At 27.6% G+C, this 15701-nt stretch carries 11 protein-coding genes; 8 read left to right on the top strand and 3 right to left on the bottom strand.

Features of this window, described 5'->3' with window-relative positions:
- Positions 1-3: 3 nt before the first annotated feature.
- Complete coding sequence (locus HPRAE_RS05740) at positions 4-348, bottom strand: hypothetical protein (protein ID WP_014553290.1); 345 nt, start codon at positions 346-348, stop codon at positions 4-6.
- 537 nt (positions 349-885) lie between these two features.
- On the opposite strand from HPRAE_RS05740, the gene HPRAE_RS05735 reads away from it, so the two are divergent.
- The 4 genes from HPRAE_RS05735 to HPRAE_RS05720 all read left to right on the top strand — a co-directional run bounded on the left by HPRAE_RS05735 (position 886) and on the right by HPRAE_RS05720 (position 5019).
- Positions 886-1521 carry a GTP pyrophosphokinase gene (locus tag HPRAE_RS05735; RefSeq protein ID WP_014553288.1) on the top strand — a complete coding sequence of 212 codons (636 nt, stop codon included), beginning with the start codon at positions 886-888 and terminating at the stop codon, positions 1519-1521.
- A 19-nt stretch (positions 1522-1540) separates the two neighbouring features.
- Complete coding sequence (locus HPRAE_RS05730; protein ID WP_014553287.1) at positions 1541-2365, top strand: oxidoreductase; 825 nt, start codon at positions 1541-1543, stop codon at positions 2363-2365.
- Between the two features lie 63 nt (positions 2366-2428).
- A complete protein-coding gene (locus HPRAE_RS05725; RefSeq protein WP_014553286.1) occupies positions 2429-3598 on the top strand; it encodes a TraB/GumN family protein in 1170 nt (389 codons plus the stop codon).
- A gap of 71 nt (positions 3599-3669) precedes the next feature.
- A complete protein-coding gene (locus HPRAE_RS05720) occupies positions 3670-5019 on the top strand; it encodes a C1 family peptidase (RefSeq protein WP_014553285.1) in 1350 nt (449 codons plus the stop codon).
- Between the two features lie 114 nt (positions 5020-5133).
- On the opposite strand, the gene rpoD is transcribed toward HPRAE_RS05720, so the two are convergent.
- Positions 5134-6066 carry an RNA polymerase sigma factor RpoD gene (gene rpoD, locus HPRAE_RS05715; RefSeq protein ID WP_014553284.1) on the bottom strand — a complete coding sequence of 311 codons (933 nt, stop codon included), beginning with the start codon at positions 6064-6066 and terminating at the stop codon, positions 5134-5136.
- Between the two features lie 83 nt (positions 6067-6149).
- Positions 6150-7424, bottom strand: coding sequence for a YihY/virulence factor BrkB family protein (locus HPRAE_RS05710; RefSeq protein WP_014553283.1), 1275 nt, complete (start codon positions 7422-7424; stop codon positions 6150-6152).
- Between the two features lie 285 nt (positions 7425-7709).
- Here HPRAE_RS05710 and HPRAE_RS05705 point away from each other — a divergent pair, with 285 nt between their 5' ends.
- The 4 genes from HPRAE_RS05705 (at position 7710) to HPRAE_RS05690 (ending at position 15695) form a co-directional block, all read left to right on the top strand.
- The gene (locus HPRAE_RS05705) at positions 7710-11141 is read left to right on the top strand and encodes a pyruvate carboxylase (protein ID WP_014553282.1); all 3432 of its coding nucleotides are present in this window, start codon (positions 7710-7712) and stop codon (positions 11139-11141) included.
- Positions 11142-11230: 89 nt separating this feature from the next.
- Positions 11231-11701 (top strand): hypothetical protein, encoded by a 471-nt coding sequence (locus HPRAE_RS05700; RefSeq protein ID WP_014553281.1) that lies wholly within the window; start codon positions 11231-11233, stop codon positions 11699-11701.
- Between the two features lie 52 nt (positions 11702-11753).
- Positions 11754-13076, top strand: a complete 1323-nt coding sequence (locus tag HPRAE_RS05695; RefSeq protein ID WP_014553280.1) for a metallophosphoesterase family protein — start codon at positions 11754-11756, stop codon at positions 13074-13076.
- Entirely contained in the window at positions 13077-15695 is a 2619-nt protein-coding gene (locus HPRAE_RS05690) for an AAA family ATPase (RefSeq protein ID WP_014553279.1), read from the top strand.
- The last annotated feature ends 6 nt before the right edge of the window (positions 15696-15701 follow it).

Here is a 15701-nt window from a genome sequence, read left to right as displayed (position 1 = left end):
AAATTAATCAACTTTTAACTCGCTTTCTAGGTCTCCATATTTATTACACTTTGCTACTAATTTTATGGTATCTCCTGATTTTGCTCCAGGAAGCATATAATGTAAATACTGACTCTTAGCATTTGTTTGCATTATAAAATTTTGTTCAATTTGTAAATTACCATTTAAATAAATTTCAACCTCATTTACAAAATGTTCACTATTATTTTTAGAAGAGTGTGAAATAGAAACTTCGATCATTTGATTTGAAGAGTTAAAATTCATTTCAATATTTCCAGGTGGATGAGCAAAAACATTAATTGTTAGGCCAAGAACTAAGATCATTGTCATAATCAATATTTTTTTCATAATAAAAACCCCTTTCTAAATTTTAAAGTTTGCTATATATAGTTAGTTATAGATGAAAATTAAAAGACCTTTGTTTTAGTTGAAAATTTGAAATTATTTGTAAAATTAAATTGTAAAAAAAGAACCTTGACTTCAAATTAAAAATCTATATAATTAATATGTATTTTAAAAACATCTAATAATTTTATAAGGTAATAAGAAAGGATGATAGAATGAAAAATATTATAATGAAAACTTTAGGATTTGGAATGGCTGTTTTAGCTGTTGCGGCATTTAGTGCTTTTTTAGTCCAAATGTGGACTTAAGTTTAATTTAAATTATATAAATTTATTTGAAAAAAGAGGCTCTTTTAGCCTTCAAATTTTAAGTTTAAAAATTGAATAAAAACTTTAATAAAATCCTTGCTTTCTTAATTTGAAAGTAGGGATTTTATTTTTTAAAAAGGTTTTTTTAATTAAATGCGGAATTATAGTTAAGAGTATCAATTTAATTAGATTATTAATTTAAGGGCTTAATAATTAATTGGAGGGTTTATTAATGGCCAATCAGAAAATTGTAAAAGAAGCTGTAAAATTATATAAAAAACAAAGGCAGGATTACATAGAATTAAGAGAAAAAGTGGAAATGATTTTAAAAGAAGCTTTAAACGAAAATAATTTAACTTTTCACAGTATAGAAAGCCGAGTTAAATCAGTTGAGAGCTTTAAAAGTAAGGCAAAAAGAAATAAATATACAAATCCTGTCAAACAAATAACAGATTTAACTGGAATAAGAATTATAACTTTATTTGAAAAGGAAATACATCAGATTAGTGATGTACTTAAAGAATTATTTAAGATTGATTATGCAAGAAGTGAAGATAAAGCTGATTTGCTTGATGCAGATAAAATGGGCTATAAATCAATCCATTATATTGCTGAGTTAAGTGATGAAAAAATAGCTAAAACAGAACTTGAAAATTTTAAAGGACTTAAATTTGAGATTCAAATTCGCAGTATTTTACAACATGCCTGGGCAGAAATTGAGCATGATAGAAATTATAAATTTAAAGGAGAATTACCTAAAAGATTACAGCGTCGCTTTTATGCCTTAGCTGGAATGTTGGAGATTGCTGATAAAGAATTTAATAGTTTATCAGAAGCAGTAGAAAGATATCGTCAAAAAAATAGTTAATAGAAGGTGAGGTCTAATTATGCAGCAGAAAGTTGTTTTAATTACAGGAGCCTCTAGTGGAATTGGTAAAGCAACAGCTAAAAAACTTTTAGAACAAAATTATAGAGTTTATGGGGCTGCTAGAACTGAAAAAGATTTGAAATATTTAGAGAACTATGAAAATGGAAATTATATTTTAATGGATATTACTAAAGCAGAAATGAGAAAAAATTGTATTGAAAAGATTTTAGCCAAAGAAAAAACTATTGATATTTTAATTAATAATGCAGGTTATGGTGCTTATGGAGCAATAGAAGAGGTACCAATTGCAGAAGTAAAAAAACAGTTTGCAGTCAATTTATTTGGGCTTTCAGAACTAACTAAACTTGTAATTCCTAAAATGAGAGAAAATAATTCTGCTAAGATTATAAATATTTCTTCTATTGCAGGTAAAACCTGGACACCTTTGGGTGGTTGGTACCATGCCAGTAAATTTGCTTTAGAAGGTTTAAGTGATTGTTTAAGAAATGAATTAAAAGAATTTGGAATTGATGTTATTTTAATTCAGCCTGGAGCAATTGAAACTAATTGGGCAGATAAAGCAGGTGAAAATTTAATTGCTAGCTCAGGTAATGGCATTTATAAAAAACAGGCGGCCAGAAAAGCAGCTAAATATAAAGAAATGTATGGTCAAAGTAGTTTAATTGCTAAGCCAGAGGTAGTTGCAGCTAAAATAAGCAAAGTTTTAACTATTTCTAAGCCTAAAGCTAGATATGCAGTTCCTTTCCATGCTAAACTAATTTTATTTTTACGTTGGCTTTTACCAGATAGAATCTATGATTATTTTACTAACAAATTTTTTTGATAATTATTTAAGAAGTGTTATAATAGACTAGTGAGATTACTTTAAGAAGGAGCTGTTTTTTTAATGGACGAAGAGAATCTTGAAAGACTTAATTATGAAGATAAAGAAATAATTTTAATTCCTACTGCTCATATTTCTAAAAAAAGTGCAGAACAGGTAAAAGAAGTTATAGAAACTGAAGAACCTGATAGTGTTTGTGTTGAACTTGATCAAGAAAGATATGATTCTATAGATAATAATGATAAATGGAGTGAGATGAATATTTTTCAGGTAATCAAAGAAAAGAAATCATTATTATTATTAGTTAATTTAATAATTAGTTCTTTTCAAACTAGAATGGCCCAAAAATTAGGTATTAATGCAGGCCAAGAAATGAGACAAGGAATTGAATCTGCTAAAGAATTAGGAGCAGAACTTGTTTTGGCTGATAGAAATATTCAAATAACTTTTAAAAGAGTTTGGGGAGGGCTTGGGCTTTGGGAAAAGTTAAAGCTTATTTTCCAAATTATTTCCATGCTTTTTGTAGATGAAGAAATAACTGAAGCAGAAATGGATCAATTAAAAAATGGTAATGCCTTAAATATGATGTTAGAAGAAATGGGTAAGTCTTTTCCTGGCATAAAAAAACATTTGCTAGATGAAAGAGATCAATATTTAGCAAATAAAATAAAAAACGCCCCAGGTAATAAAATTGTTGCAGTTTTAGGTGCAGCTCATGTACCAGGGGTTAAAAAAGAAATTTATAAAGAACAAGATCTGGCTGCAATAACTAAATTAATGCCAAAAGCTAAGTGGGGTAAAATTTTTTCTTGGGGTATACCAGCTGTAATTTTAGTTATTATTATTTCAAGTTTTATTAATAACTTAAGTACAGGTTTAGAAGTAACTAAAGCTTGGTTTATCTGGAATGGTTCCCTTTCTGCTTTAGGAGTTCTTTTAGCTAGAGGCCATATTTTAACAATTTTAACTGCATTTTTTGTAGCACCTTTAAGCTCTTTAAATCCAGCTTTAGCTGCTGGTTGGTTTGCAGGTTTAGCAGAGGCTTATTTAAAGAAACCACAAGTTAAAGATTTTCAAAAGCTTTCTGAAGGAATTAGTATTAAGGAAATTTATACAAATAAAGTTACTCATATACTTCTAATAGTTATTTTAGCTAATTTAGGCAGTGTAATTGGGACTGCTATTGGTGGTGCAAGTGTGATTAGAACTTTTATTAGATTTTTAAATCTTTAATTTAGCTTTTATTTTGTCTTATCTTAAATAAGAAAATAGTATTTAGCTTAAAAATAAAAGGAGGATTTAAAGTGAATAGAAAAATAATTGATCAGTCAAAGTTGAAAAAATTTCAGGAAAATTTTCAGAGCAGAAAAAATAATGAAATTATAGCTAATACAGTTATCAAAAATGGAATTAATAATAGTTCTTTAAATAATGAATCAGTTAAAAAAATGCATTATGATTTTTCGGAAGAAATTGATGTTGGTAAAGTAACAAACCAGCAAAAAAGTGGCCGCTGCTGGATGTTTGCAGCTTTAAATAATATTCGCTATGATATTGCACAAGATTTAAAAATAAAAGATAAAGAGTTTGAGTTATCTCAGAGTTATACCATGTTTTGGGATAAATTAGAAAAAGCAAATTATTTTTTAGAAAATATAATTGAAACCATTGAATTAGAAATTGATAGTCGTAAAGTAATGTGGCTTTTAAAAGAGCCTACAAATGATGGTGGCCAGTGGGATATGTTTACGGCTTTAATTGAGAAATATGGAATAGTACCTAAATATGTAATGCCCGAAAGTTATCATAGTAGTAATTCGAGTGGTTTAAATAAAATTTTGAATTTAAAATTAAGAGATCTTGCTCAGCGTTTGCGAAAAGATTTTAAATTAGGTGCAGATAAAGAGAGCTTGAGAGAAGAAAAAGCAGATATGTTAGCAGAAATTTACTCGATACTTGCTTACTTTTTAGGAGAGCCCCCACAAAAGTTTGATTTTGAATATAAAGATCAAGAGGGAGAATTTTATCGTGATAGTGGATTGACTCCTCAAGATTTTTATAATAAATATTCTAATTTTAAAATGACTGATTATGTAAGTATTATTAATGCTCCTACTTCTGATAAAGAATTTAACCAAACATATACAGTAGAATTTTTAGGTAATATAAAAGAAGGTCAGCAGATTCATTATTTAAATCTGCCAATTGAAAAGCTTGTTAATTACAGTCAAGAACAATTGAAAAACGGAGAACCTGTTTGGTTTGGCTGTGATGTTGGCCAATGGTCTGATAGAGATTTAGGAATTATGGATACTGCATTATTTAATTATGAAGATCTTTTAAATACTAAATTTGCTTTAGATAAAGGACAGCGTCTGCAGTATGGTGAGAGCATTTTAACACATGCTATGGTCTTTACAGGAGTAAATATTGACGATCATAATCAGGCTGAACGCTGGAAAGTTCAAAATAGCTGGGGTGAAAAAGTTGGTGAGGATGGATTTTTTATTATGAGTAATGACTGGTTTAAAGAGTTTAATTATGAGGTAGTTATTCATAAAAAATATTTATCTGAAGCTGATCTAAAAGCTTATCAAAAAGAACCAATTGTTTTAAAACCTTGGGATCCAATGGGATCTTTAGCTAAAAAATAAATTAAAAAGAAAAAAGACTAACAGGCTTTTAAGTTGAAAAAGCTAGTTAGTCTTTTTTTATCTAATATACTCTATATTTTTATATTTTAAAATTTGTGCCCTTTAGTTAAAAATTTAGTTATTTAAATAGCCTCTTAATTCTTTACTTCTGGTAGGATGTCTTAGCTTTCTTAAGGCCTTAGCTTGGATTTGTCTAATTCTTTCTCTAGTAACTCCAAACTGGCTTCCAACTTCCTTTAAAGTTCTCTGACGACCATCCTCAAGTCCAAATCTTAATTTAATAATTCTTTTTTCTCTATCTGTTAAAGTATCAAGTACTGTTTCTAATTGATCTTTTAAAAGTTCAGATGAGGCTAACATTTCAGGAGCCGGTGCATCTTGATCTTCTATAAAATCTTTTAAATGGCTATCTTTTTCTTCACCAATAGGAGTATCTAAAGAAGTAGGCTGTTGGTTCATAGCAAGTTTTTGAATTTCTAATACTTTTTCAGGTTCCATATTCATTTCTTCGCCAATTTCTTCTAAAGTTGGTTCTCTTTCTAAATCTTTTTTCAATCTTTTTTCAATTCTTCTCAACTTATTCATGGTTTCTACCATATGCACTGGAATTCTAATTGTTCGAGCTTGATCAGCTAAAGCTCTAGTAATTGATTGTCTAATCCACCAGGTTGCATAGGTACTAAACTTATAACCTTTAGTATAATCAAACTTCTCTACTGCTTTCATTAAACCTTTATTTCCCTCTTGAATTAAATCAAGAAAAGACATGCCCTGACCTATATATTTTTTAGCAATACTTACCACAAGTCTTAAATTTGCTTCTGTTAATTGCTCTCTAGCTCTTTGATCACCTTGTTCTATTCTTTTAGCAAGTTCTACTTCTTCTTCTTTGTCAAGCAGATCAACTTTTCCCATTTCTTTTAAATAAACACGGACTGAATCATCGATACCAGCTCCATCAGGAATGGAAAGATCTAAATCCTGTTCTTCTTCTTCAGTATTTTCATTTTGGTTATCATTATCTTCATTATTAGCTTTTTTAACCATTTAAATTCCTCCTCAATACATAATGCCTGACACAATCATTAATTGTAACATAAATATTAATAAATTTAAAGTCTTTTTGAAAATTAATTTAAAAAATCGGCAAAATTAAGTTTCTCAAAATTCTTTTTTTCTTTTTCTTTAATTTTTTTATATAATTTTTGCATTTCTTGATCTTTAAAAATATCTTCAATAATAAAATCTTGCTTTGAGTAATTAGCATAATAACTATCCCAAATTGATATTTTATCTGCCTTAGTTAAAGCTAAAAATCCACCATTTTCTGTTTCTACTATAATATTTTTATTTTTTAACTTTTTTATTGCTGCTTTAATGTCTTCAGCTGGGAGTTTAATCTTAGTTAATAAATCACTAAAAGTTAAGGGTTGAGAATGGTCCTTATCATAATTTTTATATAGGGCTAATAAAATAGCAGTAGGAATAAGTGCTTTTAAACTTTGATTAATCTTTTTTTGTTTAATTAAATATTTCAGACTGGAAATGTTTTGTAAGACATAAGAAATAACAGCTCCTAACAATATAATTAACCAAATTAAATAGAGCCAGAGTAGAAAAATAGGAATTATTGATAAAGGTCCATAAATCTGATTATAAGTTATAATATTAGCTGTATAAATAGCATATAAGTTTTTTGATAAGATAAACAGTAATCCACTAAATAGACCTGCTAAAATAGCTGCTTTTGGTTTTACATCTGTATTTGGAACAAAATAATAAATACTGATAAAAAATAAAAAATTAAAAGAAAATAGAATGTGACTTAAAATATTACTTTGACTTATTTGATCACCACTAAGCCATAAGCCTAAATATTTCTCTACAAAAAGCAAGCTCAAAGTTAATAAAAGAGTTATAGAAAAAGTTCCTAAAGTAATAAAAGTCCAAAAAGAAACAAATCTTTTGAATAAATCACGATGTTCTTTTAAATTCCAGATATTATTGAAAGTCATTTCTACTCGGGCCAGCATAAAAACAATAATAAAAATTAAAGAAACAAAACTAATAGTACCTAATTGCTCTAAATCAACATTTAAAATATAGACTTCTAAATAATCAATTAAGCTTTCACCAGTGCCTGCAGCTAAATTAGTTAAAATTAATGATTTAACTTCATCAATAATAATATTAACTTTACCAAAAAAATTAAAAATGGTTATAATATAAAAAGAAAAAATTAAAAAAGGAACAATCGAAAGAGTAGTTATATAGACCATTCCCATCGCATGAATAAAAATATCATTTTCTTTTGCTTTTTGATAAACTCTTTTTATAAATAATATTATTAAATCAAAAGAGATCAGCGCTTTTAAATTTTGACTTAACTTATTTATTCTTTTCATTTTTCGCCACCTCTTTAACAGTCTTACTTTTGCTATCTAATATTTATATTCTTTAAATCTAAAAAATATCCTTCACACAAATAAAAATAAATAATTTAAAACTAAATATTAATTGTTTTTTTGATTAGATATTATCTGATAATTATGTTATAATATCTTACAGTATCCAAATTAGACTTTTGGTCAGTTATGGCTGACTAAAATTATTTTGCTGATATTTTCTACCAAATTTAGGTAGAATTTATTGAATATAAAACTTTATTAATAACGAAGGGAGATTATTGTATGACGAAAAAGTTTAAGAGAGTTTTAGTAGCCAATCGTGGAGAAATTGCGATTAGAGTAATTAGAGCCTGTAAAGAATTAGGTATTAGAACTGTAGCAATTTACTCTGAGGAGGATAGAACTGCCCTTTTTAGAACTAAAGCTGATGAAGCTTATCAAATTGGAAATAATAAAGGTCCAATTGAGGCCTATTTAGCTATTGATGAAATTATTGATTTAGCTTTGAAAAAAGATGTTGATGCAATTCATCCTGGCTATGGCTTTTTAGCAGAAAACCCAGAATTTGTTCGTCAGTGTGAAGAAGCTGGAATAAAATTTATTGGACCTGATGCAGAAGTGATGGAAAAATTAGGTGATAAAATAAAATCTAAAATTTTAGCACAAGAATTTGGGGTACCTACAATTCCAGGTTTAGAAAAACCGATAAAAAAAGAAGATGAAATAAAAAAGTTTGCTGAAAAACATGGTTATCCTTTAATGCTCAAAGCTGCTGCTGGTGGTGGTGGCCGAGGAATGAGAATTGTTCGCTCAGATAAAGAACTAATTTCTCAGTTTAGAGATGCTAAAGAAGAAGCCCGTAAAGCTTTTGGAGTTGATGATATTTTTGTAGAAAGATATTTAGAAGCTCCAAAACATATAGAAGTTCAAATTTTAGGTGATGAGCAAGGTAATATTGTGCATTTATTTGAAAGAGATTGCTCAATCCAGCGACGTCACCAAAAAATTGTAGAGTTTACACCTGCTGTCTCTTTAAGTGACCAAAAAAGAGAAGAAATTTTGCAAGATGCACTTAAATTATGTGAAGGTGCAGGTTATAAAAATGCTGGTACAGTTGAATTTTTAGTTGACCAAGCCAATAATCATTACTTTATTGAAGTAAATCCGAGAATTCAAGTTGAACATACAGTTAGTGAAATGGTAACTGGGATTGATATAGTTCAGGCTCAAGTTTTAATTGCAGAAGGTTATAGTTTAGCTTCTAAAAAAATAAATATTCCTTCTCAAGCATCTATCAAAATGAATGGTTATTCTATTCAGTGTCGAGTTACTACTGAAGATCCAGCTAATAACTTTATTCCAGATACAGGTCGACTTGATCAGTATAGAACTGGTTCAGGTTATGGAATTAGGCTTGATGGTGGAAATGGTTATACAGGAGCTATAATTAACCCTTATTATGATAGTCTTTTAGTTAAAACAGTATCCTGGTCGCGTAGTTTTGAAGATGCAATTAGAAAAGCTATTCGCTCAGTTGAAGAAATTAAAGTTAGAGGTGTTAAAACAAATGCTTCTTTTTTAATTAATGTTTTAAATCACAGTGAATTTAAAAAAGGAGATTGTAATACTAGTTTTATAGCTAAAAACCCAGAATTATTGGATATTATCCCTGGTTCTGATCAAGAACAAAAAATCCTAAGTTATTTAGGAGAAAAAATTGTTAATGAAACTAGAGGTCATAAACCAGAATTTGATGTACCAAAAGTACCAGAATTTGAAAAAATTGATGGTCTAGAAGGAACAAAACAAATTTTAGATCAAGGTGGACCAGAAGCTGTAATTAACTGGATAAAAAATAAAGAAAAAATTCTTTTGACAGATACAACTTATAGAGATGCTCACCAGTCTTTAATGGCAACTAGAATGAGAACTATTGATATGGAAAAAATTGCTGAGGCAACATCACACTTGGCTAAAGATCTATTTTCACTTGAAATGTGGGGTGGAGCAACCTTTGATGTAGCATATAGATTCTTAAAAGAGTCTCCTTGGGATAGAATAAAAAGATTAAGAGAAAAAATACCAAATATCTTATTTCAAATGCTTTTAAGAGGTTCAAATGGAGTTGGCTATAAAAATTATCCTGATAATGTAATTAAAAAATTAGTAGCTGAAGCTGCTAAATCTGGAATTGATGTTTTTAGAATTTTTGATTCTTTAAACTGGTTACCAGGAATGGAAGTTTCAGTGGCTGAAGTTATTAAGCAAGGTAAAATAGCTGAAGTTTCAATGTGCTATACAGGTGATATTCTAGATGATCAAAGAGATAAGTATGACTTAGATTATTATTTAGATTTAGCTAAAAAAATTGAGGAAATGGGAGCTCATATTTTAGGAATTAAAGATATGGCAGGACTTTTAAAGCCATATGCTGCTTATGAACTAATTAAAGCTTTAAAAGCAGAAATTTCAATTCCAATTCATTTACACACACATGATACAAGTGGTAATGGTGGAGCAACCCTTTTAATGGCTGCAGAAGCAGGGGTAGACATTATAGATACTGCTTTTAATACTATGGCTGGTTTAACAAGTCAACCACCATTAAATTCAATTGTAGCAGCTTTAACTAATACTTATCGTGATCCAGAAATGAATCTAGAAGATATGCAGAAAATATCAAACTATTGGGGAGCAGTTAGACCTGTTTATTTTCAATTTGAATCAGAATTAAAGTCTGGAACAGCAGAAATTTATAAATACGAAATTCCAGGTGGTCAATATTCTAATTTAAAACCACAGGTGGCAAGTCTAGGTTTAGGTCATCGCTTTAAAGAGTTTAAAGAAATGTATTGTAAAGTAAACTTTATGTTAGGAGATATTCCTAAAGTTACTCCTTCTTCCAAAGTTGTAGGAGACTTAGCAATTTTTATGCTTAAAAATGATTTAACTCCTGCTAATATTTGTGAAAAGGCAAAAAATATGGCTTTTCCTGATTCTGTAGAAGCTTACTTTAAAGGAATGCTTGGTCAGCCTCCTGGGGGTTTCCCAAAAGAACTACAAGAAATTGTACTCAAAGGTGAAGAGCCTATAACAGTTAGACCAGGGACTTTACTGCCTGCTTATGATTTTGAAGCAGCAAAAACTGAGTTAGAAGCAGAATATGATTTTAAGCCAAGTCAAAAAGACTTATTAGCTTATGCCCTTTATCCAAAAGTGTATAAGGATTATTTAGCTTATCTTAAAGAATATGGAGATTTAAGTCATATGGGAAGTGATGTCTATTTCCATGCTCTTAGAGAAGGTGAAACTAGTGAAATAAAGGTTGAAGAAGGTAATACACTTGTAATTAAACTCTTAGAAATAGGTAAAGTTAATTCTCAGGGTTATCGTCGACTTGATTTTGAAGTTAATGGTTTTAGAAGAGAAATCAAAGTTTATGATGAAGCAAGTACAGCTGCTAATGATTCTCAAGCTAAACAGATGGCTGATCCCAAAAATGAAATGGAGATTGGAGCTAGTCTCCCTGGTAATATTGTTGAAATTTTAGTTGAAGAAGGGGAAGAAGTTGCAGAAAATCAAAGTTTAGTTATTATGGAAGCTATGAAAATGGAAACTAATATAACTGCTCCTAAAGCAGCTAAAGTAGTAGCTATTCATGCTCAAGCAGGTCAGCAGCTTGAATCAGGAGAATTAATTTTAGAATTAGAATAAATTAAATTAAGTTTAAACTTAATTTAGAGGCCCATCTGTAAATTATAAATTGCAGATGGGCTTTATCATATTAAAAGAAGGGGAATAAAATGTTAAAACCATCTAAAAAATTAGTTTATTTTACAATTCGTTTTATTCTTGTTTATGTTCTAACTTATATTTTTATTGGAGTCATTTTTATGAATTTTGAGAATTATGCTAGTGCTTTTATTCAGATTGAAGAGTTTTCTAATTTTCGGGATCCAGCTGCAAAGATTATTCAATGGGCACCTTTTTTTCAAATCTTTAGAGCTGCTTTTTTTGCTTTTATTTTATATCCATTTTATCAAATTATTATAAAAAGTGATTATAATTGGCTTAAACTATTTTGTTTAATTTGGGGATTCTCTTTAGTTGGGGCGGTTGCTCCAATCCCAGGTTCAATTGAAGGCTTCATTTATACAGATTTGTCTTTAACAGAACATTTAATTAGAATACCAGAAGTAACAATTCAAATTTTTGTTTTTAGCTGGTTTTTTGCTAAATGGGAAAATAGAACTGAAAGAGATTATAGTCAATAATAAAAATTTAAAAAATAGTTTAAAGAGATAAAATTTAAAGAGGGAGTTAAAGATGGCAGAAAAAATAAAATTTATTCATACAGCTGATATTCATTTGGGACAAAACTTAAGTTATAACCAACCAGAAAATAAGAAGCTAAAGCAAATACTGCAGCAGGCCGCTAAGAAAGCTTTGCAAAATTTAGTAGATTTAGCCATAAAAGAAGAAGTTGATTTTATTTTAATAGCTGGTGACCTTTATGATCAGGCAGCAAGATCAATTAAGGCTAGCCGCTTTTTTTTAAAACAGGCTAAATATTTAGAACAAAAAAATATTAAAATATATATTATATCTGGCAACCATGATCCAGCAGGGGTGGAAAAAGAAGTATTTTCTTTACCTGCTAATGTTTTTTACTTTTCTAGTACTGAAGTTGAAATCAAAAATTATTATAAAAATTCTAAATTAAAAGCTAGAATTTTAGGTCAATCCTATCAGCAAAAATTTGAAGCTAGAAAAATGTATCAAAATTATAATGCTCCAGATCAATCTGTTTTTAATATAGCTTTATTACATACAGCCTTAAATAAAAATAATAAGCGTTATGTGCCAACTAATAAGACTGAGCTTTTAACTAAAAAAAATATTAATTATTGGGCTTTAGGTCATTTACATCAATATCAAAAAATAAAAAAAGAAAATCCAGCTATCTTTTTTCCTGGTACTTTACAAGCTCATAATATTCGCGAAGAAGGCGTAAAAGGGGCAATTTTAGTAGAAGTTGATCAAAATTTAAAAATAAAAGAACAATTTATATCTTTGGCTCCAGTTATTTTTCAAAAACTAGAAATTGAATTAGAAAAAGAAAAGAAAATTGAAAATCTAAGTGATTTACAAATACTTTTAGCCGAAAAAACTGAGAGTTTAAGCAAAAACTTAAAAATAAAAAATCAAAATAATAAATATCAAATTAAGGCAGTGATTTTAAGAATTTTAATTAAAGGTCGAAGTGAAATAAATAATTATCTTGAAAATAATAGAGCAGAAATTGCTGCTACTTTAAAAGATTATCTTAAAAATAGGTGTTTAGAAAAAGAACCGTATTTATATCCTAATTCACTTTATTTAAAAACAGCTCCTGCTTTAGATTCTTTGGCAGCTGAATTAGAAAATAATCCTATTTATCAACATTTAGATGATTTGATTAATAGAATAAAAACTGATCCTGACTTAGAAGCTGAGCTTTTAGCAGAATGGGGAGAAATATGGAATGGAAGTTCTGATTCAGAAAATCGATCTAATTTCAAGTTTTATCCGGATCAAAAAATAATTAGAGAAATTTTAAGAGAAGCTAAAAATAATATAATTTCTGAATTGTTAGAGGGAGCTGATTAGATGCATTATAAAAATATTTATATTCGTGATTTTGGTATTTTTGCTAATCAACATTTAAATGAATTATCTAAGAATATAGTTGTAATTGGTGGGAAAAATAGAGCAGGTAAAAGTACTTTTTTAAAATTAATGCAGTATTTACCTTTTGGTTTAACTGCTAAAAATTCACTTCCGCAAGCTAAAAATGAATATTATATAGAAGTAGATCTAGAAAGAAAAAATAAGGATTATAATTTGAATTTAACAGGTTTTTCAGCTCCTAAAATAAAGGATAAAAAACATAAAAATTATGATCCAGCTCAAATATTTAACAATTTAGATCCCCAAAGTTATCAGCAGTTATATACAATTAGTTTAAATGAATTACAAAGTTTAGCTCAAATTGCAAAAGGTAAAAAAGAAAAAAAGAGTTTATATTCTTTATTATTAGGAGCAGGAATATCTGAGTTAAGCAAAATACCAGAATTAGCTGCTAAATATTTTAAGCAAGCTAAAACAATTGGAGGAATTTTAGGTGATCCAGCTGTGGCTTCTTTTAAACCTTATTTTAAAGAAATTAAAACTGGCCAAGATTTAAGAGCAGAAGCATTACTGGAAGTAAGTGAATTTAAAAATAAAAGAGAGTTATTAGTAAATAAAAAAGCAGAATTAGCCAATATTAAAACTAAAATAACAGAAAATGAAAATAAGTATATTTTAGTTGATTTATTAATGAATAATTATAAAACTCTTCAGCAAATAGAAGTTATAAAATTAGAAATTAAAAAACAGAGTAATTATCAAACTGATAATACTAAAACTAATTTAAAATTAGAGCAGAAATTAAAAAAGCTAATTAATTTTATTCAAGCAAATAAAGAAAAAATTACAAACTATAATCAAAAAATAAAGTTTTTAGATGAAAAAATAGAAAATTATTATTTTATTGAAGAAAAAATAAATAAAAAATATGATAATTTAATTTTAGATTTAAAAGAAATTAATTCAAATTGGAAAGCTCCTTTTACTAATTTAGAAGCAATAAAATTAGATTTAATTAAAGAAAAAAAATTAACTCAAAATTTAAAATTAAAAACAAAATTAGCAAAAGAAATAGAAGAGCTAAAAAACAAAATTACTGAGTTAAAAACTGAGATTGAAGTAAAAGAAAATAAATTATTAAATTTTAAAAGAAAAGCTCCAGCTGTAATTTTGAAAAAAACTTATTTTATTTTATTTATTTCTTTTTTAATTTTAGCTTTATCTCTTTTTTTAGATTATGATCAAATTAAATATTTCAGCTTAATTTCCCTGTTAACAGCTTATATTTATTATGCTTCAAATTATAAAAATGCTAAGTTTGAAGCTCAAAATAAAAAAGATTTAAAAATAGAAATAAAACATAAAAACACAAAATTAAAAGACTTAAATTTAGAATTAGCTAGTAAAATAAAAGAAAAAAAGCAAATAAAAGCTTATTTAACAGAAATAGCTAAAAAATTAGGTTTAGATTTGAATTCTGATTTTTATTTATTAGCTTCTTATTTTAAAGAGATTAAAACTAAAAAAAGAAGCTATCAAAATTTAAAATTAGAAGAAAAAGAAAATGAAAAAGAAAAAGAAAATTTGAAATCAGAATTAAATAAGATCTATAATTTTACTCAGCAGTTAAATAAATATTTAAATTCAGATTTTGATTTTAATTTAAGCAAAGCAAATTATTTAAGCTCTAAAAGTCAGATTTTATTAGAAAAATTGGCTTTGGCAAATAAATTAAAAGAATTGGTTATTAATTATCAAACTAAAAAAGATCAAATAAGCTATAGTTTAAATGCTGCTGCAGAAATAAAAAAAGCCCTCAATAATCTTATAAAAAATAAAAATAATTATCAGGCTTTAGTGAAATTTAAAACTCAATTTGCTGATTTGGAAGCTGTAGAAAAAGAAAATAAAAATATTGTTAAAACTTTGACCAAATTAAAAGCAAGAAAAGAGAAGCTAGAAGAAAAAATTACAACTTTAAAAAATAAAATAAAAGAGTTGTCAACTTCAGCTAAACTTGAACAGGCTCAAACTAAAATTAGTTCAGCTCAAAATGATTTAGAGAAAAAAGCTGATAGATATGCACTTAATCAAACTACTAAATTTCTTTTTAAAAAATTAAGATCAGAAATGATTAAAAAAGCAGAAAAAGAATTATTAAAACCAGCTACTGATATTTTGAATCAGATTAGTGAATTAAATTATCAGAAATTAGAAACAACAGCAGATTTTACAAAGCAGGATTTTAAACTTAAAACTAAAGCTGGTAAAAAAATCACAAGTATAAAAGAATTAAGTCAGGGTAGTTTAGAACAATTATTTTTAGCTTTAAGGATCAGTAGAATTAAAGAAATAAAACCAAGTTTACCACTCTTTTTAGATGATGCTTTGGTTAATTTTGATAGTCAACATCTTTATAATACCCTTAAATTAATTGCTACTTTGGCTCCAAAACACCAAATTTTTATTTTGACTTGTCATCCCAAACTCATATCTTATTTAGCTGAAATTTCTAATTCAATTCAATTCTGGAAATTAGATTCAGGCAAGTTTGAATTAAGTAGTTCGCAAAAATTATTTAATTATTTAAGTTTATAAAGGAAA

This window comes from Halanaerobium praevalens DSM 2228 (genome assembly GCF_000165465.1).
GTDB classification, from domain to species: domain Bacteria; phylum Bacillota; class Halanaerobiia; order Halanaerobiales; family Halanaerobiaceae; genus Halanaerobium; species Halanaerobium praevalens.
Note: the sequence above shows the minus strand (reverse complement) of the source record. Positions and strands in the feature narration are given on the sequence as shown.

Excerpts from the sequence above, each read along its gene's own strand:
- HPRAE_RS05740 (WP_014553290.1), bottom strand. The coding sequence starts at position 348 with ATGAAAAAAATATTGATTATGACAATGATCTTAGTTCTTGGCCTAACA.
- HPRAE_RS05735 (WP_014553288.1), top strand. The coding sequence starts at position 886 with ATGGCCAATCAGAAAATTGTAAAAGAAGCTGTAAAATTATATAAAAAA.
- HPRAE_RS05730 (WP_014553287.1), top strand. The coding sequence starts at position 1,541 with ATGCAGCAGAAAGTTGTTTTAATTACAGGAGCCTCTAGTGGAATTGGT.
- HPRAE_RS05725 (WP_014553286.1), top strand. The coding sequence starts at position 2,429 with ATGGACGAAGAGAATCTTGAAAGACTTAATTATGAAGATAAAGAAATA.
- rpoD (WP_014553284.1), bottom strand. The coding sequence starts at position 6,066 with ATGGTTAAAAAAGCTAATAATGAAGATAATGATAACCAAAATGAAAAT.
- HPRAE_RS05710 (WP_014553283.1), bottom strand. The coding sequence starts at position 7,424 with ATGAAAAGAATAAATAAGTTAAGTCAAAATTTAAAAGCGCTGATCTCT.
- HPRAE_RS05705 (WP_014553282.1), top strand. The coding sequence starts at position 7,710 with ATGACGAAAAAGTTTAAGAGAGTTTTAGTAGCCAATCGTGGAGAAATT.
- HPRAE_RS05700 (WP_014553281.1), top strand. The coding sequence starts at position 11,231 with ATGTTAAAACCATCTAAAAAATTAGTTTATTTTACAATTCGTTTTATT.
- HPRAE_RS05695 (WP_014553280.1), top strand. The coding sequence starts at position 11,754 with ATGGCAGAAAAAATAAAATTTATTCATACAGCTGATATTCATTTGGGA.
- HPRAE_RS05690 (WP_014553279.1), top strand. The coding sequence starts at position 13,077 with ATGCATTATAAAAATATTTATATTCGTGATTTTGGTATTTTTGCTAAT.